Below are 23,875 nucleotides of genomic sequence, written 5' to 3'. Positions count from 1 at the left end.
TTGATTTTAATTTCCCAACAACGTAATATCAATTAAATAGTTTTTCTATATTTAATAACCACCAGGATGTAGGGTGAAGGAAACAGGCCGCCTCGTCGCTATTATCAAAGATTTTCCTTTCATTTAATTTAAATTCCAAAAGTGGCACAAGGATAGAAACCATGAAAAGAATGCAATCATTTTATTTCAGGATTAACTTATGCATCGTTTTTTTTTCCTGTTTAATCTTGTCGAACGTTCAGGCATCCCATCCTTTATGGACGTTTGAACCAAAAACACCAACCGATCTTTCAGTAACCAGAGGAGCCAGTGAGCAGGTTATCTATACTGTACACAATCAATCGACTAGCCCTAAAAATCTGGTGATGAAACAAATTCCAGGAGTAACGCAAAGCCAACCTTGTCAACTTTCTCCTAAAGGAAGCTGTACCTTAACACTGACTATTAACGGTTTTACTTTACAAGGAGACGTGTTGGGGGGGCCTGTTTTATGTCAACAGGGCAACGGCTTGATGTGTTATCACCCAAGTGAGAAAGCTCAATTACATATTCGTCTGACAGAGCAACCATCACCTCCAATACCTCCAATACCTCCATCACCTCCATCTCCGCCTGCTCATTACACCGTGATTCCTGTAGCTGGTGCTAATGGAATCATTGATCCAGCAGTGCCTCAAGTGGTTCTTTCCGGGTCGAATATAGCATTTACTGCATTTCCTGATGCCAATTATTTAGTCGATCAATGGTTCCTGGATGGTAACGCAGTTCAAAATGGTGGCGCCAGTTATCAGTTAAATAATATTCAAGTCAATCACACTGTTGAGGTGACTTTTACTCCAATTCAATACACTGTTACTCCTTCTGCGGGTGCGAACGGAGCCATTTCTCCCGCAGTTCCTCAGATGGTTAATTTTGGAACCAGTATGACGTTTACCGCAACTCCCAATGCTTATTTTGCCGTAGATCAATGGTTTCTTGATGGAAACGTAGTCCAAAATGGCGGCACCACCTACCAGTTGAACGCGATTCAAGCCGATCACACGATTGAAGTGACTTTTAATCAGACCACATTGACCCCATTAACCTCAAATCTGACCTTATCCATCAACAGTCCTTTACCCACATCCGATCCGGCATTAACTCTCACTCCACGCATCATCCGAATTCATAATGCAGGCGGTATAACCGCTACGAATCTTCAGGTGAGTTCCACCGCATTTCCATCTGGATCTTCAATAACGAGTAATGCTTGTACTGGCGCTCTAAACTCGAATGCAGACTGCAACATCACGATTACACCTGGAGCTACTGCAAGTCCTGATGCCACTGCCATCTCTTGCAATACATCGCCTGGTAGAACCCCTGTGCCGACTGTAGTGACGGTCAGCGCGGATAACGCCACACCAGTCGACATTAATGTACTAATATTGGGCTATGGGTGTATTTATCAGGGGGGATATTTATTCACAGTGGATAATACTACTTCTAATACGGGTAGTATTGGCGGGAAGGTGGCGGCATTATCCGATGAGTCGTTTTCATATGCGTGGGCGACATTATTCAATGACACGCCAGCAAACAGTCTTTTGAATGGATTAACCAATTCCAATGCTCTTGCAGCACCGGTAGGCCAATATCCAGCGGCGCAAATCTGTCTCAACAAGAGTGATCAAGGATTTTCTGATTGGTATCTGCCAGCGATTTGCGAATTGGGACGCTATGTAGGTATTAATACTAATGCTGGTTGCAGTAATTTCAGACCCAACTTATATGCAACACTGGCTTTGAAAAATTTAGGTGGTTTTGCGAATTCTAATTATTGGAGTTCTTCCGAGTATGTTCTTAATGCTCAATTTAGCGCCTGGGCGCAGTACTTCGGCTTTGGAGACCAGTTTTACAACAGTAAGACCATCGGCAGTAGTATACGGTGTATTCGGGCTTTTATCCCTTAAGCCCTTTTACTATTTTTGAGGCAGCCAAGCTGCCTTATGCGCTAGCGAAACAGGCTGCAACTACGCATGCTCCAGGGGGGGGTACAGTGAATTCTGTACGATTTACCGGTGCAGCACTGATACTTGACGCCTAACATTTTATTGGAGACCGGCCTGCAGCCTCTAATAAAATGGTGACATCACCGATGAATTTGCAATTCAGTTAAATAGAACCTAAGGTTAACAGAGTGTGCTGATCATACATCAATTTATGTTCAAGGTACCGCGGAATGTTGAAATGGGAATGATCCACACAGCCTGATGTTGCATTGTGTTAACTTAATTTCTTTCCTTGATTTTGTCCTTATCAGAGATGATTCGGTTCAGGTAAAGGAATTAAAATTGCAGTACACATTTAGAGTTTAAATGGTTTGTATCGTAGCATTTTTTGAAAGCCGTTGTTTAGAGTACATCGCGTGCAGGATGCTGTGCGCTGGGGATGGGCTGTCTATCGAGTTTAAAAAAGGATAGCCTTTAAATTCAATACATCACTATATGGCATAAGGATTGTGACCATGCAAAGAATTCAAAGACATTATATGAAGTATGCAATACTTATATCGGTATTCAGTTGTTTTATGCTGTCAAACGTCCATGCGGCGGATCCTTTATGGACCTTTACACCGCAAACACCAACAGATATTAGTGTATTAAAAGGAGCAACCGATCAGGTTATTTATACTGTGACGAATAATACGTCCTATCGTAAAAATCTCGTAATAAAACCGATTACAGGGGTAACACAAAGCGCGCCGTGTATTGCTCCAGCCAAAAAAACCTGTACTTTGACGCTCATCATTGATGGCTCTACTTTGTTAGGTGACGTACAGGGTGGCCCTGTCTTATGTCAGAAAAACAACCAATTGAAGTGTTTTCAGCCGAATCCTGCCGATGTTTTAAGTATTCATCTTATTGAACAGCCCTCTGTGCAGCACTATACAATTACCCCTTCGGCAGATGCTAATGGCACAATTACTCCAGAAGTACCGCAAGTGGTTGGTGCCGGTACCAGTTTATCCTTTACAGCGAGTCCAAATGCCAGCTTTGGTGTTGATGAATGGTTATTGGATGGTATGGCCGTACAATATGGCGGCACCAGCTACCAATTAAATAATGTTGATGCAAACCATACTCTTGAAGTGACGTTTAGCCAGGCTACGTTGTCACCACTGATTAATGGCCTGACTCTGTCAATTAACAGTCCATATCCTAATTCGGATCCGGCATTGACAGGAAAACCACGTATTATCCATATAGAAAATACGGGCTCTATACCCGCAAGTAATCTTCAGGTCAGTTCCTCCACTTTCCCTGCAGGTACTTCGATCACCAGTAATACCTGTACTGGATCCCTTGATGCGGGAGCGACCTGCGACATAACGATTACACCTGGAAGCACTGCCAGTGCCGATACCAGTAACGTCGCTTGTAATACATCACCAGGTTCAGTGCCTGTACCTACTGTGGTTACAGTCAGTTCGGATACCTCTCCATCGACCAACATTAATGTACTGGTAGTGGGACAGGGTTGTATATACCAGGGAGGATATCTGTTTACAGTAGATGATACTACTCCTGACGATGGCAGTATTGGCGGAAAAGTCGCAGCATTGACTGATGAGTCAAATACACTCTATACGTGGTCGGCAGCATACAATGACACGGCAGCAAACAGTCTTCTGGATGGGTTAAGCAATTCCAACGCTCTGGAAACGCCTGCAGGTCAATATCCAGCCGCGCAATCCTGTCTTAATAAGAATGATCAAGGGTTTGTTGACTGGTACTTGCCGGCGATTTGCGAGCTGGGGCGGTATGTAGGCATTAATACTAATGCTGGCTGTGGCAGCACGAGACCCAACTTGTATACTACGCTGCATTTGAAAAAATTAGGTGGTTTTGCCAATGCTACCTACTGGAGCTCTTCCGAGTTTACCGGCAATTCTTTCTACAGCGCCTGGGCTCAGTATTTCGGCTGGGGTGACCAGTATTATGACGGAAAGACGGTGAGCAGGAATGTCCGGTGTATTAGAGCCTTTACCCCTTAACCTGGTGATCACACTCTTTGGAGGCAGCTTAGCTGCCTCCAGTAAAACCTCGACATAATACCCCAGTTGATTTGCTATTAGTCTAATTAGCATTTAAGGTAAATAGTGCGGTCTTTATTTATGTCGTTATTCATTTGTTTACTTGTGTACATGCAAAATCACACTACTTACTTAGACATTATTTATGTGGTAACTCGCTACCTAGAATTAAGCTTGAATCTGGTGCTAGTACAAACTAAACTGTATTATGTGCTATTTATTTTTACAAATGGATGTCATTATGCGCAGCAGAGATGAGAGAAAAGGGTATAAAAATGGTGCTGAAATACGATTTTTTTCACAACAGCTACCTACTCAAAAAACTATGCAAGAATTATCATCAGATGTGATTGCGGTTATTGGCGGCGGAGTTTCTGGCTTGTTTGCTGCTCGTGAATTGCTTAAAAATGGGCACTCAGTTGTTATTATTGAGGCTCAAGATAGACTGGGAGGTAGAGTTTATCCGGTTAAAGTTCCTATAAAAGATGGAACTGTCGAATTACAGTTAGGCGCTAATTTTATGCATAATACAGGTACGGAAATACCCAATATGCTTATTTCGGAATTAGATCCGCAAATCGATTTTACGTCAGCTGAAACAAGTCTAAAAAAATTAGGTAAACCTGTTCAACTTGAATCAGGTGAGGTATGCATCATCACTGAGGATGGTAGATCGTTTAAAAGAGCCTATGGTGAAATGGAATATGGTTGTGCGCTTGATAAAGTAAGTCACTATGACAGAAGCAAAGTTTTTGGTCTTTATGAAGGATATGAAAATTTCTTTTTGTATGATGGATTTACAACCATGTTGGAGCGGCTCCAGGAAGAATTAAATGAACATGACCGTTGTACTCTTTTTACTGGCACCCGAGTTGAATCAGTCGAATATATAGAAGAGGCTAAAAAGCATGTAATTGTTACTAATCTTGGATCCTTAACCTGCCAAGAGATTGTGTGTGCTTTACCCATAGGAGTACTGCAACAGGGTACTGTACAATTTACTCCAAAACTACCAGATGCTATTAATGCGGTGAATTCAGGTAGTGCCGCACGAATTGTGATTCAATTTGAAGGTTCTTTGATAAATCCTAAATATTCGCATATTGCACTACATGATAAAGAAACCAATACCATTTTAAGGATATTAAATGTTGATCATTACAGGCAATCACAAACACCTAGTAATTGCCTTGTAGTAACATATGTACCTCTACCTGGAAATGAAGAAAAACTAACACCTGAACTTGTTTTGGAACAAGTTAAAATTGGTTTAAAGAATCAATACCAGGATAAAGCCCTTATGATAGACGAGGGGACCATTATTGTGGAACACAATTGGAGTCAAGATCCCTATTGCATGGGCGGTTGGTCTAGTTTTAACAGAATGATTTCAAATGATATAGATGTGAACAATTGGTTTTCCGAGATGGAAGAGTATGGTAAAAAATCCGGCGTTTATTTCGCAGGAGAACATATGTCCAAAGGTGAGAATGGTACCGTTCACGGTGCTGCTCTTTCAGGTATCGATGCAGCTCATCAGTTGGAATCAGACTTACAATATCAAAAGACTATTTCCACCTATAATGGATAAACCACGCATTGGTAATAGTATTTTGATTGCTAAATTTCCATCCTTAATCGAGTCCTGTCGACATCTACTGGATGTCGCGGACAAGCCCTGTATCTTGTGCACAACTCACTGAAAAGCTATATTTGGTGCATCTTGAGCGAAAATCTGACTTTTCCCCAAGACTCCATATTTGTGAACAAGAGTCAGGGACAAGCCGCGGCACGCAGGGGGGCTACCATTAGCTAAGGATTATTTATTGTAGATTAGCTCATTTCGTAGCCCGTATTAGCGAAGCGTAATACGGGAAACAATGGAGAGTGTTGCCACTTCGATCCTGTATTACGCTTCGCTAATACAGGCTACTAAGGATTAACTTGATGGCAGTGAGGGGGCATCTCAAAAAAGTACAGGGTTGAAAAGTTGCTTGTCCTGCTTTTCAGCCCTGTTTCATTCAGAATTTACTGTTACCAATTAATCAAAAAAATTCAGAATAAAATCAATGACTTTATCCTTGCTTATCTGTTGTGATTCATTAGCAGAGCGCGCTTTATATTCAACACAATCCTGTTCCAGATTTCGTTCACTTACCACCAGTCGGTGTGGTATGCCAATTAAATCGTTATCAGCAAAGAGAACACCTGCTCTTTCATTGCGATCATCTAATAATACGTCCAAACCCGCATTGGAAAACTGTTGATATAAATGTTCCGCATAATCTGTTACGAGTTGCGATTTTTGCCCATTAATGGGAATAATAACCAGTTGGAATGGTGCAATAGCCTGAGGCCAGATTATACCCTGTTCATCATGGTGCTGTTCTATTGCTGCTGCTACGACACGACTAATTCCTAATCCATAACATCCCATTAGCATGGTTTGTAATTGTCCCTGTTCATTAAGCACAGCTGCATTCATGGCTTTGGCATATTTATCACCTAACTGAAACACATGCCCAACTTCTATACCACGACATGAGTGGAGTGTGCCTTTTCCATCTGGACTTGCATCTCCTTCTTTAACATTTCGTAAATCAAATGCATCCTGATAGGCAGCATCTCTATTCCAGGCTGCATGAAGATAATGTTTATCTGCCTGATTAGCGCCACAGACAAAAGATGACATGGCTAAGGCATAATGATCGACTATTACTGGAATAGTCAGATTGACTGGTCCCAGTGAACCAACCGGAGCATTAAGTGATTTTTTAATAGTCTCTTCGTCAATGAAAATTAAAGGTGAATGTACCATCGGATGTTTTGTTGCCTTCACTTCATTGAGTTCGTCATCGCCTCTTAAAACCAAAGCGACCATGGGATGGTCTTTGCCCTGTACTATTAAAGTTTTAATCATTTCTTTGCTTTCGATTTTCAAGAAATGTGCTACTTCAGCTATGGTTTTTTGATTCGGGGTATCAATCAGCTCTATGGATTTAGCCATTACATTGCTTGCTTTGGCTGGTTTCAAACTGGTAGCCTGTTCAATGTTTGCTGCATAATCACTGTTATCGCAGTAAAAAATTAAATCTTCACCAGAATCAGCTAATACTTGAAATTCGTGAGATGCGGAACCACCAATAGCCCCAGTGTCAGCTTCTACGGCACGGAATTTCAATCCCATACGATTAAATATTCGGCTGTAAGCCTGGTACATATCATTATAGGTGTCTTGTAAACTTTCCATACTTAAATGAAAAGAATAGGCATCTTTCATAATAAATTCACGAGCGCGCATGACGCCAAATCGTGGTCTGATTTCATCTCGAAATTTGGTCTGAATTTGATAAAAGTTAACCGGTAGTTGCTTGTATGAGCGGAGCTCGTTGCGCATGATATCGGTTATTACCTCTTCATGAGTTGGACCAAAACAATATTCACGTTTATTACTGTCACACATCGTCAGTAATTGCTCGCCAAAGGTCTCCCATCGACCTGTTTCCTGCCATAATTCAGCAGGTTGTACCGCTGGCATCAATACTTCCATTGCATGAGTTTTGTTCATTTCTTCACGAACAATATGCTCTATTTTACGCAGTACCTTAAGACCTAATGGCATCCATGTATAAAGCCCTGAGCCCAGTTTACGAATCATACCTGCTCTTAGCATTAATTGATGAGAAGTGATTTCAGCATCACTTGGAGTTTCTTTTTGGGTCGCTAAAAACCATTGGGATGCGCGCATTTCAGCTCCTGGAGTAGTCTAAATTCTATATGGTGGGGTATTATATACTTATCATGAGATAATTGGCGATATGTATTAGGAATACTGATGAATACCTTAGGTTTAATTCATACTTTTTGCAAGGTTGCACAATGTGCCAATTTTAGTGCTGCAGCTAAGGTTTTGAATCGTTCTGCAGCGGCAGTTAGCAAACAAATCAGTTTATTAGAATCCAGTCTCGGGGTTATGCTTCTGAATCGTACAACGCGACAGGTATCACTTACTGAAATCGGTGAAGCGTATTACCGTGAAGCACAAGGCGTATTGCTCGCATTGGATAAAGCCAATGGAGTTGTTGCTGCCGCAAAACACGAACCTACAGGATTATTAAGGGTGAAAAGTTCACGATATTTTGCTGATAATTATATTTTACCTCGCCTGAACGAATATATGAACACGTACCCTCAGGTTACAATTGATTTACAAATTGCCGAGCATATTCCTGATCTTCTGGAGGAGGATTTGGATGTAGTATTTGGTATGTCGGCGCAGGTTTCTTCAAACTCAGTGCAAAAGAAAATTACCACTACCCGTTATGTGTTTTGTGCCTCGCCCGCATACCTTGGTTCAAAAAACCGTCCTGAAACTCCCTCGGATTTATTAAGTCACAACTACATCACTCATACCATGAGAACACCCAATGATGCCTGGACCTTTCCAACAGGTGAAACGGTATATTTACTGCCTGTTTTGTATCTTAATGATGCTCAGGCTATGTTGGATAGTGCAATTAATGGATTAGGGATTGTTGCTCTTCATCATTACCAAGTCGCGGATGCTTTAAGTCGTGGGGAGTTGGTGGAACTATTGACCAATTATCAAATGCCAAGGATTCCGGTGTTTCTCTATTACCATCCTGGGCGATATATGCAACCCAAAGTGAAAACATGGGTTGATTTTATGAGTCAAGGATTACCTGATGAGTTATAGGCTGATTCATTAGTCCTGTACAGAAAGTGAAATTAATAGTGATCAACTTTCATGTTGAGACTCTGAATTAAATACTCAGTTGTAGAGGAGCGGATAATCAGTAAAGAAAAATCGATTTTTAAATGAAGCTCAGGAAGATTATAGGATTGATTCACCCTCCAGCAAGGCTTAACCTGACAGTTATCTTCATGGCTTACAGTGGGATTATTTAACGGTTTGGGGTGTAAGGTCAGTTTATGGGTATAAATTGCTTTAAGTTCTTTATCAAAAAATAAGTTCATGGGATCCCAGGCGGCATGAGAGTAGTACTTTTGAACACTTTCGATATCGGACTGAGTGTCGCGATAGCTGGCAGTTAATGAATCCATTAATATGTTCTGCGTCCATCTTGTTACGGCTTTTTCTCTTAAATTAGTGCCTGAGGCATAATGAACAGGGGAAATAATCAGCGCAAACAGCATTGTCATATGTAATGCAAGCGGTTTAATCATGGCTCAATCCCCTTTTTGCCAGGTAAGTATAAACTCCTATATAAATATTAGTTACAGTAAAGACTAATATCCAGAATTTACTTAAAAAAGTGATGGTTTAACGAGAGTGAGGTGTTCAATATTAAGAGTAATCAGAATGTACTCCTGTTTTGTGACAGGTGCTTTAACCTGAAGTCGACAGTTCAATTTTCCATTACATTGAACTGTCGACTTCAGGTTAAAGAGTATCGCATTTTGTGATTAGTCATTCAATTTGGCTTGCTGAAGGACATTCTCGCATTTCTCTACCAATGTTTTTTGTTCTGTACCTTCTAGTTCAATCAGTTCATAAGCATAGTTTTTATATTTGACTTTACCACTATTCACATCATACATGGCGCCTACTATACCGATATCTTCTTTGGTTATCATGGTTCTTAATATGTCACTTTGTGAATAAATATGATGGAGCGTGTTGGCAATATTAAGTTCTGTTACTCGCGTCACAAAAGTAGCATTATGGCCTGTACGATTCTCTATGGTTTGAGTTTCAGCCTCAACAGCTGGCTTAATTTTTGAAAGCAACTGAGTAATATGTCCTTTTTTGATGTTATCACATGCAGACTGAATTGCTCCACATCGGGTATGACCAAGGACGACTATCAATTTGGCGCCAACCACATTACAGGCATATTCAATACTGGCAAGAATGTCATCATTAATGACGTTTCCAGCAATACGAACACAAAAGATATCACCGAAGCTCATATCAAAAATAGTTTCAACGGGAACTCGTGAGTCAATACAACCAAGGACAACAGCGATTGGATGTTGCATTTTTGCTGTATGTTTAATATCAACTCGATTCGACCGGTGTATGCGCGTGTCATGCAGGAAACGTTGGTTACCTTCATGTAATATATTGAGTACATCTGCCGGTGAAAGATTGGATTGAACGTCATAAGTAGTTACATTAATAAAATCAATGTAATTATGAATTTTATAATGATCTTTAAAGCCGGTTAGGTTTAAGGCGATATGTTTACTTGGGGCCTGATCTTCTTTGAATTCTTTTAACAATTCCAGAATTTCTTTATCTATATACTGAGTATATCTGGCGTCAATAATCAATTGAGCATGCTTGGGTATGGAATCCAGTTCGGCTACCAAGGCGGCTTTGTTTAGAAAAGTCATCTGCTGGGGAAGAATAATACGGCTGGTAACCCCATTGGGATATATTTCCTTGATTATATCAATCCGTGTCTGACTGTTCGATTTTAAGATATAAAACAGTGAGATGGATAGACCGATCAGGATGCCGGCGAGTAAGTTAAAAGCAATAATACTAATCACTGTTACTATAAATGGAATAAAGCGATCACTCCCTTGGGAGTAAATATTACGGTATATAGAGGGTTTATTGAGCTTATAGCCAGTATAAATCAAGATTGCCGCAAGTGAGGACAAAGGAATCTTGTTTAAAGCTCCAGGTACCAACATTACTGCAAACAAAATGAATACACCATGTAAAATCGTTGATATTTTAGATTTAGAACCAGCCTGAATATTAATCGACGTTCTGACAATTACCGAAGTAACCGGGATTCCTCCAACAAGACCAGCAGTAATGTTACCTACTCCCTGTGCGATTAACTCACGATTGGTTGAAACATGCCGCTTTCTTTTATCTATTCTTTCACCTGCTTTGAAATTAAGCAGAGTCTCGAGTGATGCAACTATCCCGATGATTAAAGCATATACATATACTTTAGGATTCGTCCAGGATCCCCAGTTGGGATATTGAAGTTGACTAAAAAATTCATATAACCCTGTTGTTTCAGGAATATTTACCAGTTGCGGTGAGTTTTGTACTAAAGGGGAGTCAAGCCATTGAAACAGGTCATTGAGAAATACTCCAGTGATTACCACTATGATTGGAGCAGGAATTTCTTTTAATAATTTAATTTTTGTATATTCGAAGTAGATTAAAATAAACATGGATAGTGCAGTAATTAACATAGCCCCCGAGTTGATGTGATGGGATAGAGCCAGCAGGGGGCTTAGGGTAATTACATCTGTAGTTTCCAATAAGTGAGTTTTCAATTCATCAAAATCTGATGATAGGGTAAATGCAAGCGGTAATTGTTTGATTATTAATAAAATTCCAACAGCACAAAGTAATCCTTGAACTACGTTGGTAGGAACGTAATCGGCAACGAAACCGGCTTTAAAACTGCCAATGATGATTTGCAGTACGCCGGCTAATACCAGGGCAAGTAAAAAAGAATTAAAATCGCCAATTTGGGCAATGGCAGTAACAACAACTGCAGCCATACCCGCAGCAGGTCCACTGACACTGATATGAGAACCACTGATACTTCCAACGACTATACCCCCGATTATTCCACTTAAAATTCCAGAAAATAGTGGGGCGCCAGACGCTAACGCGATTCCTAAACATAAAGGAATCGCTACGAGAAATACAACTATGGCTGCAACAAAATCAAATTTGAAATAGCGTTTAGTATATACACGAAATTTACGTGAATTTATAATTTTTTTATTGATCATCGAAAAGTTCCTGTATCTGAGATAAACATAATATCAGTCTGGCCAGCCTGCTTTTTCAACATGATGCGTGTTTGGCGCTCTCAATGGTGATGCTTTGTGGTTGGCTTGTTCAAAACATATACTATACATTATGTAATATATTTGTAAAGAATGTTACAGAATATTTTTGTCAGTTATAAAAGAGTTTATTGCAACTTATAAAAACCGAAGCGTGTTCTGTATAATAATAGAGAGAACTGGTTGAATTGAGGCGTTGGCACCATCCTCTTTCTGGAGTGGATGGTGTCGTTTTGATATGCCAGAACCTGAATATGTTGTAATGGTGTTTAGTCTTCCAAAATCTCAAATTCCTCGGCTTTAAAAACTTCCAATTCTGCGGTATCGCTAGGAGTGATTAATTCCTGTTCGAGATTTTTAAAATTCCACATGTTTTGATCCATCAACTGACTTGGTTTTAAACTTTGCAGAGCATGGAGGATATTGCTTGGAACTTTAGGATTTTCAGCAGCCAGCTGATCTATTAAATGCGCAACCTTTTTACGCATCAGATTTTCCTGCGAACCGCAAAGATTGCAGGGTATAATAGGGAATGCCTGTTCGCCGGCAAAAGTGATAATGTCTTTTTCCTGTACGTAGCACATTGGGCGAATGACTATATGCTTCTTGTTATCGCTTAACAGTTTCGGAGGCATGGAGCGTATATCACCATTATATAAAATAGACATCATTAAGGTACGTATCATGTCGTCACGATGATGCCCCAAGGCTATTTTATTAAATCCTTGTTCTTCGGCGTAGCGATAAATAATGCCTCGCCGTAATCGTGAACACAGTGAACAATAGGTTTTACCTTCAGGAATTTTTTCCTTTACGATGCTGTAGGTATCACGTGTCAGAATTTCATGAGGTATGGCACGGTCAGCCAACCATTGACGGAGTACCGAATCATTCCATCCAGGTTGAGCCTGATCGAGAGTGAAGGCAAACAGTTCAAATTTGTTACCCGAACGCCGCCGTAATTGATTCAGTATGGTTAACATGGTGAATGAATCTTTGCCCCCGGACAAACAGACCATCACTCGGTCTCCTCGCTGAATCATGTTAAAATCAGCGATGGCTTTTCCGGTATAATGTAATAATTTTTTTTCTACTAATGTGGGATTGGACGACATATAACAACCTAATCTATTATTTAGTGGTGGCGCTGGATACTGAAGCCATTCCATTAACCCGAGTAGTCGCTAACCATGAATTAACCAGCTCAATATCATTTACATTTAGAGTGCCGGCGAGATATTTTAAAGTTAATATAGCATTAATCAAATCGTATTGATCTTTTGCTAATTGTTCCTGAGCCTCGAACAGTCGTTGTTGGGCATTGACCACATCAACCATGGTACGTGTACCGACTTCAAACTGCGCTTCAGTACTTTCCAGGGAATTTTGTTGTGAGATAATCGTTTGTCTATCTGCTTTAACTTTGCTGATTCCATCGGTAATCGTATTGAACGCGATACGACTGTTTACAACTACGTCTCTGTAGGTTTGCTCCAGTTGCTCGCTGGTCGATTGAAAACCATATTGTGCCTGTCTGGTTTGAGACTGTACCAGTCCACCCTGGAATACAGGAAAATTCATTGCCAATGCCACACTGGCCTGCGTTTGTTTGGTTGGCGCAAAGAATGAGGTGCTGTCTACACTATTATGGGTCTGAGCGGCGTTCGTTTGTATGGAAAAGACAGGCCAGTTACCTGCTGATAATGATTTAACATTCTCTTTTGCCACCTCAAGATTGTATTTCGCGGCGTATAATTTATAGTTTTGCTTGAGACCTGTATCAATCCATTGGTTAACATCATTGGGTTCTGGCTTAATTAATGGAATTTTACTGTCGCGAAGAGGTGCCAGGGTTTCGTAGACATGATTGGTCAGTTTACGTAAATTTTCACTTTGGTTTATCTGATTATTCCGGGCAGAAATAACGGTGGCAATGGATTGATCATAAGCGGCTTTTGCCTCATAAACCGAGGTAATGGCATCCAGTCCGACCTGAAAGCGTTGAGAGGCTTGTTCGTACTGACGTTTGTTTGCACGTTTCTTGGCTTCAGCGAAATCCAGGGTGTCTTTGGCAAACAATACATCAAAATAGGCTCTAGCAGTTCTGAGTATTAAATCCTGGGCCGCATCATTAAACGAGGCCTGAGCGGCTTTAACAGATGCTTTTGCTTGTGAGACTTTTGCCCATGCCTGATAGTTGAATACTGCCTGGGATGCTGTTACTTGCCATAATGTACTGCCATAATAGAGGTTAGTACTCAGTCCACCGGCTTGTACCGCCTGTAGATTACGTCCCACTTGACTTTTAATACCAACTTGGGGAAATAGTGCAGCGCGGGCTTGTGGAATTGCTTCTGTACTGGACATGTAGGTATCGTAAGCATTTTTGAATACGGTATCGTTTTCAAGAGCCTGTTGATAAATATCCATTAGATCTGTTGCATGAATATGCGTTGATAGACCCAGAGTTAATATACAGAACAGCAACGATCTCTTCATTCGAGCTTTCCCTAGAATACAAATTCTTTTGGTTTTAACTGATCTACTAGTTGAGGAATATCTGTCTCAAAAAGCATGCTCTCAGTCCAGATACCATTATGATCTAAGTTGTATAAACGTGCCTGCATTATAGGGGATTTACCCTCTATAGTGAATAACTTTCCACCCGGTAATATCTGAAGTCTATGGGTTTCTGTTAGATGTTCCAGTGCCCCTGTAAACACCATAACATCGTAGGGGGCGCTTTCCAGCCATCCACGGCATGCGTCACCTGTAAATAATTCGACATTAGTGCATTTATGGGATTCCAGTTTATGTTTTGCGTACTGAGTAAATTCAGAATAACAATCGATGCTGATTACCTTTTTGCATAACTTGCTCAGCATTGCGGTAAAAAACCCACTTCCTGTTCCCACTTCCAGAACTGTTTCGTGACCTTTAAGGTTCAAAGCCTGTAATATTTTTCCCTCTTCCAAAGGGGTTAACATTTTTTGACCATGTGATAAGGGAATCTGCATGTCTGAGTATGCAAAATGAGTGAAAAGTTCAGGTACGAATTCATGACGAGGAATGAGATCATACAAATCAAGTATGGATTCGTTTAAAACATCGCCAGTTCTTAATTGTTGTTTGACCATATTAATGCGTGCGCTTTGATTGCTCATTTGTTCTACCGAGTTAATTATCTTTGATAGGTTAAAACTTTGGGCCAATTTTAGCAAGAATTCATCTGATGTGCTAAGCATAAATGTCGTAAAGTGAAAGTTCTTATTTTTCTTATCGGTATTTCATGGTGACTATGTTTAAAATTTGTTATTATTTATAACTTTGTCAACAGCCATTGGAGAGAAGAGTGCTTGAGCGATTTATTAATCATTTGCAAACCGAACTGGAAACTCTTAAAGATGAAGGTTTATTTAAATCAGAACGCATTATTTCCAGTCAGCAGCAAGCTGATGTAAAAGTAAATGAACGCGAAGTAATCAATCTTTGCGCCAATAATTATTTAGGTTTGGCAAATGATCCTGTGCTTATTGCTGAAGGACAAAAAGCCCTTGAACAATACGGTTATGGTATGGCATCTGTTCGTTTTATCTGCGGAACCCAAACTCCTCATAAAGTGCTGGAGCAGAAAATCAGTCAGTTTTTGAGTAAGGAAGATACTATTTTATATTCTTCTTGTTTTGATGCCAATACAGGACTTTTTGAAACCTTGTTGGGTGAAGAAGATGCAATTATCAGTGATGCGCTGAATCATGCCAGTATTATTGATGGAATCAGATTGTGCAAGGCTGCGCGATATCGATATGCAAATAATGATATGAGTGCTCTGGAAGAACAATTGATCGCTGCTAAAAACGCGCGTTTTCGATTGATTGCTACGGATGGGGTCTTTTCAATGGATGGCATACTGGCAAATCTCCCCGCAATTTGTGAATTGGCAGACAAATATGATGCCATGGTGATGGTAGATGACTCACATGCAGTGGGATTTATGGGAGCGACCGGAAGAGGAACTCCAGAGCATTTTGGTGTGACTGATCGAATTGATATTGTTACAGGTACCCTTGGAAAAGCATTAGGGGGAGCTTCTGGTGGTTACACGTCGGCAAATCATGTAATAGTAGAATGGTTGCGCCAACGCTCAAGACCTTATCTCTTTTCAAATACTCTGGCACCGGTAATCGCTCATACTTCATCTGTAGTGCTGGATCAATTAACCCAAAGTAATGCTCTGGCTGAAAAATTAAAACGCAACAGCCACTATTTTCGTAAAGGGATGACCGAATTAGGATTTAAACTAATCCCAGGCGAACACCCAATCATTCCTGTGATGCTTGGTGATGCCAGCCTGGCTGGCCGTATAGCCAATCGATTGCTGGAGTTAGGTATTTATGTCGTTGGATTTTCTTATCCGGTTGTGCCAAAAGGTCTGGCCAGGATTCGTACACAGATGTCAGCCGCTCTTGAATTGCATCATCTAGACAAAGCCTTGAATGCATTTGAAACGGTTGGTAAGGAATTTTCTGTTATTTAACAAGGTACTCTCAGTCAAATAGAGATGCCGCAAATAAATGGATAAACTGTTCCTGTTTTAATGCAGGATTAAATTAACTCATTATGATTCTGAGGTACTGAATGAAATCGTTAGTCAAAGCAAAAAGAGAACCCGGAATTTGGATGCAGGATGTACCAGTTCCAGAATACGGTGTTAATGATGTATTGATTAAAATTAAAAAGACTGCAATTTGCGGTACAGATATTCATATTTACACCTGGGATGAATGGGCACAAGCTACAATTCCAGTGCCCATGACAGTTGGCCATGAGTTTTATGGTGAAATTGTAGAGGTGGGTAAAGAAGTTCAAGGTTTAAAAGTTGGTCAAAGAGTTTCTGGGGAAGGGCATATAACCTGTGGTTTTTGCCGTAATTGTCGTGCAGGTAAGCGACATTTATGCCGTAATACCTTAGGTGTTGGCGTTAATAGACCAGGATGCTTTGCCGAATATTTGGCTCTTCCAGCTACGAACGTTATCGCTCTTCCTGATAATATTACTGGCGATCAAGCTTCCATACTGGATCCACTGGGTAATGCGACTCATTGTGCCCTGGCTTTTGATGTGGTGGGGGAAGATGTATTGATTACTGGCGCTGGCCCAATAGGCATTATGGCCGTTGCAATAGTAAAACACATAGGTGCACGGCATGTAGTCATCACAGATGTTAATGAATATCGTCTGGATCTTGCCCGTAAAATGGGAGCTACTCGAGCTGTTAATGTGAAACATGAAAAACTGGATGATGTTATTGCTGAGTTAGGCATGGTGGAAGGTTTTGATATTGGTCTGGAAATGTCAGGAAATCCTATGGCCTTGAATGATATGTTGAGGACCATGAATCATGGTGGACATGTCGCTATATTAGGCATCCCTCCTCAGGCAACTTCAGTTGATTGGAATCAGGTCATTTTTAAAGGATTAGTAATAAAAGGTATTTATGGTCGAGAAATGTTTGAAACCTGGTATAAAATGATAGCCATGTTACAAAGTGGATTAGCTATTGAACCGGTGATGACTCATCATTTTCCGGTAGACCAGTATGAACACGCGTTTCAAATTATGGCATCAGGTCAGTCAGGTAAAGTGATTCTTGATTGGTAACAGATCCAGATTTTAAGAGGGTTAGAGTATTATGGCACAGTATATTTTCACCATGAATCGGGTGAGTAAAATTGTTGAAAATCAACGATTTATTTTAAAAGATATTTCATTAAGTTTTTATCCCGGCGCCAAAATCGGTGTATTAGGTTTAAACGGTTCCGGTAAGTCTACTTTATTGCGAATAATGGCGGGAGTCGATACGCAGTTTGAAGGTGAAGCCAGACCTCAACCTGGAATCCGAATAGGATACCTGGAGCAAGAGCCACAACTTCATCTGGAAAAAACTGTTCGTGAAGTAGTGGAAGAAGGTGTAGCGGAAATCAAAGATAAATTGGCGCGTTTTGATGCGATCAGCATGCGTTTTGCTGAACCAATGAGTGACGATGAAATGAATACCCTGCTTGCTGAACAGGGTGAGTTGCAAAATGAAATTGAAGCCTGTGGTGGTTGGGATCTTGATAGAAAACTGGATGTTGCTGCCGATGCTCTGAGATTACCGGAATGGGATGCAGTGGTAGGCAAGCTTTCTGGAGGGGAGCGTAGACGGGTTGCACTGTGTCGCTTGTTGCTTTCGAATCCAGATATGCTATTGCTTGATGAGCCGACTAACCATCTTGATGCAGAAAGTGTCGCCTGGTTGGAACATTATCTTGAAGGATTCCCTGGTACTGTAGTGGCGATTACCCATGATAGATATTTTCTGGATAATGCCGCAGAGTGGATCCTGGAGCTGGATAGAGGTGAAGGAATTCCCTATAAAGGGAACTATACATCCTGGCTTGAACAGAAAGAAGAACGTTTAAGTATGGAGAAAAAACAAGAAGATTCACATCAACGAGCGATTAAGGCCGAGTTGGAATGGGTTCGAACCTCTCCAAAAGGACGACATGCCAAAAATAAGGCACGGCTTGCCCGATTTGAAGAAATGAATTCCAAAGAGTTTCAAAAACGAAATGAAACCAATGAAATATATATTCCACCAGGCGAGCGTCTTGGCGATTTGGTACTGGAAGGCGAAAAAATCTCTAAAGCATTTGGAGACAGAATTCTTATTGATAACCTGGATTTCGTACTTCCTAAAGGTGGTGTATTAGGTATTATAGGTCCTAATGGCGCAGGTAAATCAACCTTTTTGAAAATGATCACTGGCCAGGAAGAGCCTGATAGCGGTACCATTCGTATTGGAGAAACGGTGCAGATGGCTTATGTTGATCAGATGCGTGATGATCTGAATGCAAATAATTCAGTCTGGCAAGAAATTTCCGATGGTCACGATATTATGCAGGTTGGTAGTTTCCAAATGCCTTCCCGTGCTTATGTTGGTCGATTTAATTTTAAAGGTACGGATCAACAGAAGAAAATGTCCCAATTATCGGGGGGTGAACGAAATCGGGTACATTTGGCTAAGTTATTGAAAAGTGGTGGTAATGTATTATTACTTGACGAACCAAGTAATGATTTGGATGTGGAAACTTTAAGAGCCTTGGAAGAGGCAATACTTAATTTTCCGGGTTGTGCTATCGTTATTTCGCATGATAGATGGTTTTTAGATAGAATTTGTACTCACTTAATGGCTTTTGAAGGTGATTCACAAATCACGTTCTTTGAGGGAAATTACAGTGATTATGAAGCAGATAGAAGACGACGTTTGGGTGATGAGGCAACTAGACCATCGCGGATTAAATACAGACGACTAAAAGATTGATTTAATATCCGCTCTGGTCAGTGGATATGGTGCATTTTTAGTTAACCAATCATTCAGCATTATTTGAAGTACATTCTGAATGATTTGAGATTATATTGTGGAGATTAAATTTAAATGAAAAAGTTGTTTTGGTTTGGTTTGTTCCTATGCCTTGGTCTTACGTCCTGCGTTGAATATGACGAATCTACTTTAATTACTGATGATGCGGGTTACGTTCATCGGACAACTCATTATTTAAGGGATAAACGAGGGCGTGATTATTTTCCAATGCAAATTAAAGCATCGGGAGAACGACAGTTTATTTTCGATCCTAAAGCATCTGCATGGGCTGCATATGACGAGGAAGGGAAACGAGTAATGACTGGAAGCGGCTCTGCAGGAGTTGACGTTTGTGAAGAAAACTCCAATCAATCCTGTAGAACGATTACTGGCACTTTCCGTGTTTACAATAAACGGGGTGCTGATTGTCGCTCCGGGGAATATCCTGTAGATACTAAGGGCGGCGCTAAAATGCCCTATTGTATGTATTTCTATCAAGGATTTACCATCCATGCTGCCTATGAAGTTCCCGATCATCCATCCAGTCATGGTTGTGTTCGAGTTCTGCCCAGTGCTGCAAAATGGCTTAATGAAGAGTTCATTCGAGTTGGTACCAAGGTTACTATTCTAGCCTACCCGGATCAAAATGGCGTGAACAATCCTGCTGTAGCACCTCATTAATTTATTGGGTTTAAATTAATTATTATCTCCCGCATTAGAGTATAGAAATGCGGGAGCTTAGTGTTTCGAATTTCCTGGATTACGGCTACGCCTAATCCAGGCTAAAATATTAGGTACCAGTTTTATTTCTGAAGTGATGGCAAAAGCCATTCATTCATCAATGTATTCGCAACGTTCCGCGATGTCGAAAGCGGAATTGTCAACACACCTTAGTCAATAATCCAGATGTTCGCAATTTTTATAAATCTTCTTATTTTGATGAGTATTAGCGAAGCCAGGCTTAATTCCATATAATCAAAATTTGGAAGGAACTTACTTTAAAAACAATACAGTTTTTGGAGAACATTGGAGCATTACATGACAGGGAACATCATTCGATGGGGAATTCTGGGAACCAGTTTTATTTCTGAAGTGATGGCAAAAGCCATTCAATCTTCTGCAACCAGTCAGCTAGTTGCTGTTGGGAGTCGATCTTCAGAGTCAGCCAACCAATTTGCACAACAGTTTTCAATATCCCAAATCTATGATGATTATCAAAGATTGATTGATGCCCAGGACATTGATGCAGTTTATATAGGGTTACCGAATCATGTTCATAAAGAGTGGATCATTCGAGCTGCCTATGCTGGGAAACATATATTATGTGAGAAGCCTTTAGTTTTGAATACCGAGGAAGCACAGGAAGTGATTTCAGTACTCGCGGAAACCCAGGTGTTCTGTATGGAAGCGTTGATGTATCGATGTCACCCCTTTACCCAAAAATTGGAAGAAATAATACAAAGCAGGATACTTGGGGAGATCAAATTATATAATGCACTTTATACCGCTCCTATTGCAGATCTGGCTAATCCAATAGCTGGAGGAAGTATTCGAAATTTGGGATGTTATCCCATATCCTTAATAAGGCTTCTTGCCAAGGCTGAGCCCGTTGAACTTGTTGCATCCGGAAGATTGAATCAGAGTAATCATAGTGACAGTCAGGCGAGCGCCATTTTGAAATTTGAGGATACTGCAATTGCTGTAGTTTCTACAGCAGATGATTTTGAAATGGTCTGGCAGTTTGATGTTTATGGAACTTTGGGAAGTTTGAAGGCAGTGACCAACCCTTGGCTTCCGGGTGAAGAGAATAATCAATGTGTTGTCCAACTATATGAAGATAAAAAAGAACTTGAACTCATTATCAAGGCGGAAAAACCTTTGTATACCTATCAAATTGACGCAGTAAACAGCCATATCATGAAGAATAGTGTCCAGAAACAGAACGTTATTTCTTTGGCGGACAGTTTGGGAAATATCAGGGTATTGGAGGATTGGTTAAAGCAGATTAATTAACTCCGACTTGGCGCGGACTAACCTTGACCGATCCACGTTTTTAAAAGCACATTGATTAAATTGAATTGGTATTATATTTAAGATCGTCATCCTCGCGAAAGCGGGGATCCATCCTAAAAATTAGCACCATGCCAGATTTTTGCATGGCTCCCCGCATTCGGGCGAGGTATCCTGAGATATTCTGAATGGCGCGTACAATTTGCGCCAAGCAGAAATTATAGATTAATTGTCAACAGCCACTGATTTTATGCTTCAATTTTTAATTTAAGATCCACAATGTTGGCATGGATGTTAACAAATCCAGTAGTAAAGGGCACTGAAACGTTATTTGCCATAACTCTGTTTTGAATGGATGGATAGGACAACACATGGCCGTAAATCAACTCGACCGTAGTATTGGTATTGACATGATAGTCACCAATCAATCCAAGGAAATATTGTGTGTCTGAAGGAAACACAATTGTTCTTAGGCTGTCATGCTCAGGCCCATCATCAATCATGCCCGCCAGAGTAAGACCTAATTTCTCAGAAAACTGATTTCGTATTGCAGCAAGATAGGCATAAGATTTGCCGAAATGCATATCAAAAACAAAGTTACTGAATGGAGGTGGAGCCGCAGTATTGAAAAGACGTGCATATTCATTCACGTTCCATTCACTTTGAAATACCTGAAAGTTAACAAGCCAGGTTGGATTGAAAATATGAACATAGCTTGCAATCGTAGTTGCTGGCATATTGAAATTAAAATACAGATTATTACTGTAATTGGAACCAAGAACACTATAACCCGTAGTTTTTTGAACAATTCTTGAATAATAAGTCAAACCAAGGAAGTTAGTTTGATTGATGATGTATGTAGCTCCGACGTTATAGCCTAAACCAAAACTGTGCGTTTTATTGACCAGGTTGGAATAAGTAAATTGACCTGTAGGAAAAGCCCAGTTTACTTCATTATTTAGCAGAAAATTGAAATTTAAACCGCCGCCAAACTGAAGCTTTTGATTAAAAGCGTAGGACATTTTGGGACTAACATCTACATCAGTAAGGTAGTTTTGTGTCACTGCATATTTTGTAAATGTATTGCTGCCCCAATCCAGATTCGAATTGAATGGCTCAGTTACATCCACAGCAAAAACTGTTTTATCATTGAACCGTTTGGCAATGCGTCCGTAAGGTAATAAGGTGTAGGTTCGTGAATGGCCAACACCAGTATCATATTGAAAGGTATTAAAATTAAGTACGCTGCCTTTAAATGTTAAATCACCATAGAAGCCAGTTCCACCAACAATAAAACTTTCTTTTTTAACTTTAAATAATTCGGAGGGATTGTTATAGCTGATGCCTGCAAAATACTGAATTACGTTTGCATGTGCACTTAAGGTTAAAATGCATAAAACTCCTGTAGTAAATTTCCGCATGATTGTCCTATCATCAGAGCAGCATCCTGTTTACAGGATGCTGCTTGTTTAATGTCCTAATTAGTTGTGCCGGGAGTAGCGGTCGTTCCTGAACCTGGATTTTGCTGATTGGAACCGTTATTTATTGAAGACGGTGAAGTTCCTGAATTAGCCGGTGTAGTTGGTGTAGTAGTATTGCCAGGAGTGGTCGTACCTGAATTGCTGTTTGTTGGGTTTGTGTTCGTATTGGTAGGGTTAACCTCTGTGCCAGTATTGGCCGGTGGTGCGCCCGTATTCACAGTATTGGGGGTGGTTGATGTGCTGTTTGGATTAGTGGTCGCATTCGCATCATTTGATTGCTGCATGGTCACTGATGTTCTGGGAGTAGCAATCATTTGAGTGATACCCAGATCTCCTGACATTTTTCGACCTATAGTTAAATTCACAATCAGTAATTGCGTCACTTTTTCTTTATTATTTTGATAGACTACTTGCAATGGCAGAGTTATTTTCCACTCATTTGCAGTCGCTTCTGTCACTTGAGCCTGACCATCCAGTTGACTGCTAACAGTCAGATTTTGCGATTTAATGGCATCAATATTACCTGATTTTTGTAAGGCGGTGTTAAATCCTTGCCATCCTTGATCAGTAAAGCAGGCTTGAAGTTTTTGAAGTTGAGCATCCAGAGACGCTGGTTCAAAATCAAATGCCTGAGTTGCAGCTTTTTCCGACCAGGTTAATACCAGAGCTTGGTCTATAGTTTTGGTTTCAGCAGAAATTTTATAATCGCAATTGATCGGTTGGGAAACTTGTTGCTGCTCAACAGGTACCTGTTGTGTTGTCTGTGGTTCTGCATTTTGAGCCGGTTGTTGCGTATTAGTTTGTACAGGCTGAGTTGTTTGAGGTTGACTTGTTTGATTTTGTTGCGTGTTTTGAGCGGGTTGCTGATTGGTGGTTTGCACCTGCTGTGTCGGTTGATTGCTTTGATTGGTCTGATTGGTCTGGGTAGCTGGTGTATTTTGATTCACAGCAGGCGTTTGGTTTGTTGTCGCAGGGCTATTGGTTGCGCCTGGAGTTTGTGCCTGCACAGCTTGTTGGGTTGCTTCTGCATGTATTTGAGTACATATAAGTGTACATAAAGCACCCCACAGCATCGTTTTCTTCATGAAT

At 40.5% G+C, this 23,875-nt stretch carries 17 protein-coding genes; 9 read left to right on the top strand and 8 right to left on the bottom strand.

Features of this window, described 5'->3' with window-relative positions; translation table 11 throughout:
* The first annotated feature begins 161 nt into the window (after nt 1-161).
* The 3 genes from IZU94_RS09080 (at nt 162) to IZU94_RS09070 (ending at nt 5,666) form a co-directional block, all read left to right on the top strand.
* Complete coding sequence (locus tag IZU94_RS09080; RefSeq protein ID WP_203110003.1) at nt 162-1,952, top strand: InlB B-repeat-containing protein; 1,791 nt, start codon at nt 162-164, stop codon at nt 1,950-1,952.
* A 554-nt stretch (nt 1,953-2,506) separates the two neighbouring features.
* Nucleotides 2,507-4,036, top strand: a complete 1,530-nt coding sequence (locus IZU94_RS09075; protein WP_238400297.1) for an Lcl domain-containing protein — start codon at nt 2,507-2,509, stop codon at nt 4,034-4,036.
* A 280-nt stretch (nt 4,037-4,316) separates the two neighbouring features.
* Nucleotides 4,317-5,666: a flavin monoamine oxidase family protein gene (locus IZU94_RS09070; RefSeq protein ID WP_238400298.1), complete on the top strand. Its 1,350-nt coding sequence runs from the start codon at nt 4,317-4,319 to the stop codon at nt 5,664-5,666.
* Nucleotides 5,667-6,116: 450 nt separating this feature from the next.
* On the opposite strand, the gene IZU94_RS09065 is transcribed toward IZU94_RS09070, so the two are convergent.
* The gene (locus IZU94_RS09065; protein ID WP_203109999.1) at nt 6,117-7,823 is read right to left on the bottom strand and encodes a proline--tRNA ligase; all 1,707 of its coding nucleotides are present in this window, start codon (nt 7,821-7,823) and stop codon (nt 6,117-6,119) included.
* A gap of 87 nt (nt 7,824-7,910) precedes the next feature.
* Between IZU94_RS09065 and IZU94_RS09060 the strand changes: the two genes are divergently transcribed.
* Nucleotides 7,911-8,792: a LysR family transcriptional regulator gene (locus IZU94_RS09060; protein WP_203109997.1), complete on the top strand. Its 882-nt coding sequence runs from the start codon at nt 7,911-7,913 to the stop codon at nt 8,790-8,792.
* Between the two features lie 32 nt (nt 8,793-8,824).
* Here IZU94_RS09060 and IZU94_RS09055 read toward each other — a convergent pair whose 3' ends face one another.
* The 5 genes from IZU94_RS09055 to IZU94_RS09035 all read right to left on the bottom strand — a co-directional run bounded on the left by IZU94_RS09055 (nt 8,825) and on the right by IZU94_RS09035 (nt 15,054).
* Complete coding sequence (locus IZU94_RS09055) at nt 8,825-9,283, bottom strand: hypothetical protein (protein WP_203109996.1); 459 nt, start codon at nt 9,281-9,283, stop codon at nt 8,825-8,827.
* A gap of 240 nt (nt 9,284-9,523) precedes the next feature.
* Entirely contained in the window at nt 9,524-11,833 is a 2,310-nt protein-coding gene (locus tag IZU94_RS09050; protein ID WP_203109994.1) for a bifunctional SulP family inorganic anion transporter/carbonic anhydrase, read from the bottom strand.
* Nucleotides 11,834-12,159: 326 nt separating this feature from the next.
* On the bottom strand, nt 12,160-13,005 hold the full coding sequence (ttcA, locus tag IZU94_RS09045) for a tRNA 2-thiocytidine(32) synthetase TtcA (RefSeq protein ID WP_203109992.1): 846 nt from the start codon (nt 13,003-13,005) through the stop codon (nt 12,160-12,162).
* A gap of 16 nt (nt 13,006-13,021) precedes the next feature.
* A complete protein-coding gene (locus IZU94_RS09040) occupies nt 13,022-14,389 on the bottom strand; it encodes a TolC family outer membrane protein (protein ID WP_203109990.1) in 1,368 nt (455 codons plus the stop codon).
* A gap of 11 nt (nt 14,390-14,400) precedes the next feature.
* Entirely contained in the window at nt 14,401-15,054 is a 654-nt protein-coding gene (locus IZU94_RS09035) for a protein-L-isoaspartate O-methyltransferase family protein (protein WP_203109988.1), read from the bottom strand.
* Between the two features lie 188 nt (nt 15,055-15,242).
* On the opposite strand from IZU94_RS09035, the gene IZU94_RS09030 reads away from it, so the two are divergent.
* From IZU94_RS09030 to IZU94_RS09010, 5 genes are all read left to right on the top strand, one after another.
* Entirely contained in the window at nt 15,243-16,427 is a 1,185-nt protein-coding gene (locus IZU94_RS09030) for a glycine C-acetyltransferase (protein ID WP_203109986.1), read from the top strand.
* A gap of 101 nt (nt 16,428-16,528) precedes the next feature.
* Nucleotides 16,529-17,551, top strand: a complete 1,023-nt coding sequence (gene tdh, locus IZU94_RS09025; RefSeq protein WP_203109984.1) for an L-threonine 3-dehydrogenase — start codon at nt 16,529-16,531, stop codon at nt 17,549-17,551.
* Nucleotides 17,552-17,582: 31 nt separating this feature from the next.
* Nucleotides 17,583-19,256, top strand: coding sequence for an energy-dependent translational throttle protein EttA (ettA, locus tag IZU94_RS09020; RefSeq protein ID WP_203109982.1), 1,674 nt, complete (start codon nt 17,583-17,585; stop codon nt 19,254-19,256).
* Nucleotides 19,257-19,370: 114 nt separating this feature from the next.
* The gene (locus IZU94_RS09015; protein WP_203109981.1) at nt 19,371-19,976 is read left to right on the top strand and encodes a L,D-transpeptidase; all 606 of its coding nucleotides are present in this window, start codon (nt 19,371-19,373) and stop codon (nt 19,974-19,976) included.
* Between the two features lie 357 nt (nt 19,977-20,333).
* Nucleotides 20,334-21,308 carry a Gfo/Idh/MocA family protein gene (locus tag IZU94_RS09010; protein ID WP_203109980.1) on the top strand — a complete coding sequence of 325 codons (975 nt, stop codon included), beginning with the start codon at nt 20,334-20,336 and terminating at the stop codon, nt 21,306-21,308.
* 245 nt (nt 21,309-21,553) lie between these two features.
* On the opposite strand, the gene IZU94_RS09005 is transcribed toward IZU94_RS09010, so the two are convergent.
* A complete protein-coding gene (locus tag IZU94_RS09005) occupies nt 21,554-22,726 on the bottom strand; it encodes an OmpP1/FadL family transporter (protein ID WP_203109979.1) in 1,173 nt (390 codons plus the stop codon).
* Between the two features lie 56 nt (nt 22,727-22,782).
* Nucleotides 22,783-23,871: a DotI/IcmL family type IV secretion protein gene (locus IZU94_RS09000; protein WP_203109978.1), complete on the bottom strand. Its 1,089-nt coding sequence runs from the start codon at nt 23,869-23,871 to the stop codon at nt 22,783-22,785.
* Between the last annotated feature and the right edge of the window lie 4 nt (nt 23,872-23,875).

Source organism: Legionella bononiensis (assembly GCF_016786215.1).
GTDB lineage: Bacteria > Pseudomonadota > Gammaproteobacteria > Legionellales > Legionellaceae > Legionella > Legionella bononiensis.
The sequence above is the reverse complement of the archived record's forward strand: the minus strand, read 5'-3'. Positions and strand labels throughout refer to the sequence as shown.

Bases quoted from the DNA above. Each gene is read 5' to 3' on its own strand.
- IZU94_RS09080 (WP_203110003.1), top strand. From the start codon at position 162: ATGAAAAGAATGCAATCATTTTATTTCAGGATTAACTTATGCATCGTT.
- IZU94_RS09075 (WP_238400297.1), top strand. From the start codon at position 2,507: ATGCAAAGAATTCAAAGACATTATATGAAGTATGCAATACTTATATCG.
- IZU94_RS09070 (WP_238400298.1), top strand. From the start codon at position 4,317: ATGCGCAGCAGAGATGAGAGAAAAGGGTATAAAAATGGTGCTGAAATA.
- IZU94_RS09065 (WP_203109999.1), bottom strand. From the start codon at position 7,823: ATGCGCGCATCCCAATGGTTTTTAGCGACCCAAAAAGAAACTCCAAGT.
- IZU94_RS09060 (WP_203109997.1), top strand. From the start codon at position 7,911: ATGAATACCTTAGGTTTAATTCATACTTTTTGCAAGGTTGCACAATGT.
- IZU94_RS09055 (WP_203109996.1), bottom strand. From the start codon at position 9,283: ATGATTAAACCGCTTGCATTACATATGACAATGCTGTTTGCGCTGATT.
- IZU94_RS09050 (WP_203109994.1), bottom strand. From the start codon at position 11,833: ATGATCAATAAAAAAATTATAAATTCACGTAAATTTCGTGTATATACT.
- ttcA (WP_203109992.1), bottom strand. From the start codon at position 13,005: ATGTCGTCCAATCCCACATTAGTAGAAAAAAAATTATTACATTATACC.
- IZU94_RS09040 (WP_203109990.1), bottom strand. From the start codon at position 14,389: ATGAAGAGATCGTTGCTGTTCTGTATATTAACTCTGGGTCTATCAACG.
- IZU94_RS09035 (WP_203109988.1), bottom strand. From the start codon at position 15,054: ATGAGCAATCAAAGCGCACGCATTAATATGGTCAAACAACAATTAAGA.
- tdh (WP_203109984.1), top strand. From the start codon at position 16,529: ATGAAATCGTTAGTCAAAGCAAAAAGAGAACCCGGAATTTGGATGCAG.
- ettA (WP_203109982.1), top strand. From the start codon at position 17,583: ATGGCACAGTATATTTTCACCATGAATCGGGTGAGTAAAATTGTTGAA.
- IZU94_RS09015 (WP_203109981.1), top strand. From the start codon at position 19,371: ATGAAAAAGTTGTTTTGGTTTGGTTTGTTCCTATGCCTTGGTCTTACG.
- IZU94_RS09010 (WP_203109980.1), top strand. From the start codon at position 20,334: ATGACAGGGAACATCATTCGATGGGGAATTCTGGGAACCAGTTTTATT.
- IZU94_RS09005 (WP_203109979.1), bottom strand. From the start codon at position 22,726: ATGCGGAAATTTACTACAGGAGTTTTATGCATTTTAACCTTAAGTGCA.
- IZU94_RS09000 (WP_203109978.1), bottom strand. From the start codon at position 23,871: ATGAAGAAAACGATGCTGTGGGGTGCTTTATGTACACTTATATGTACT.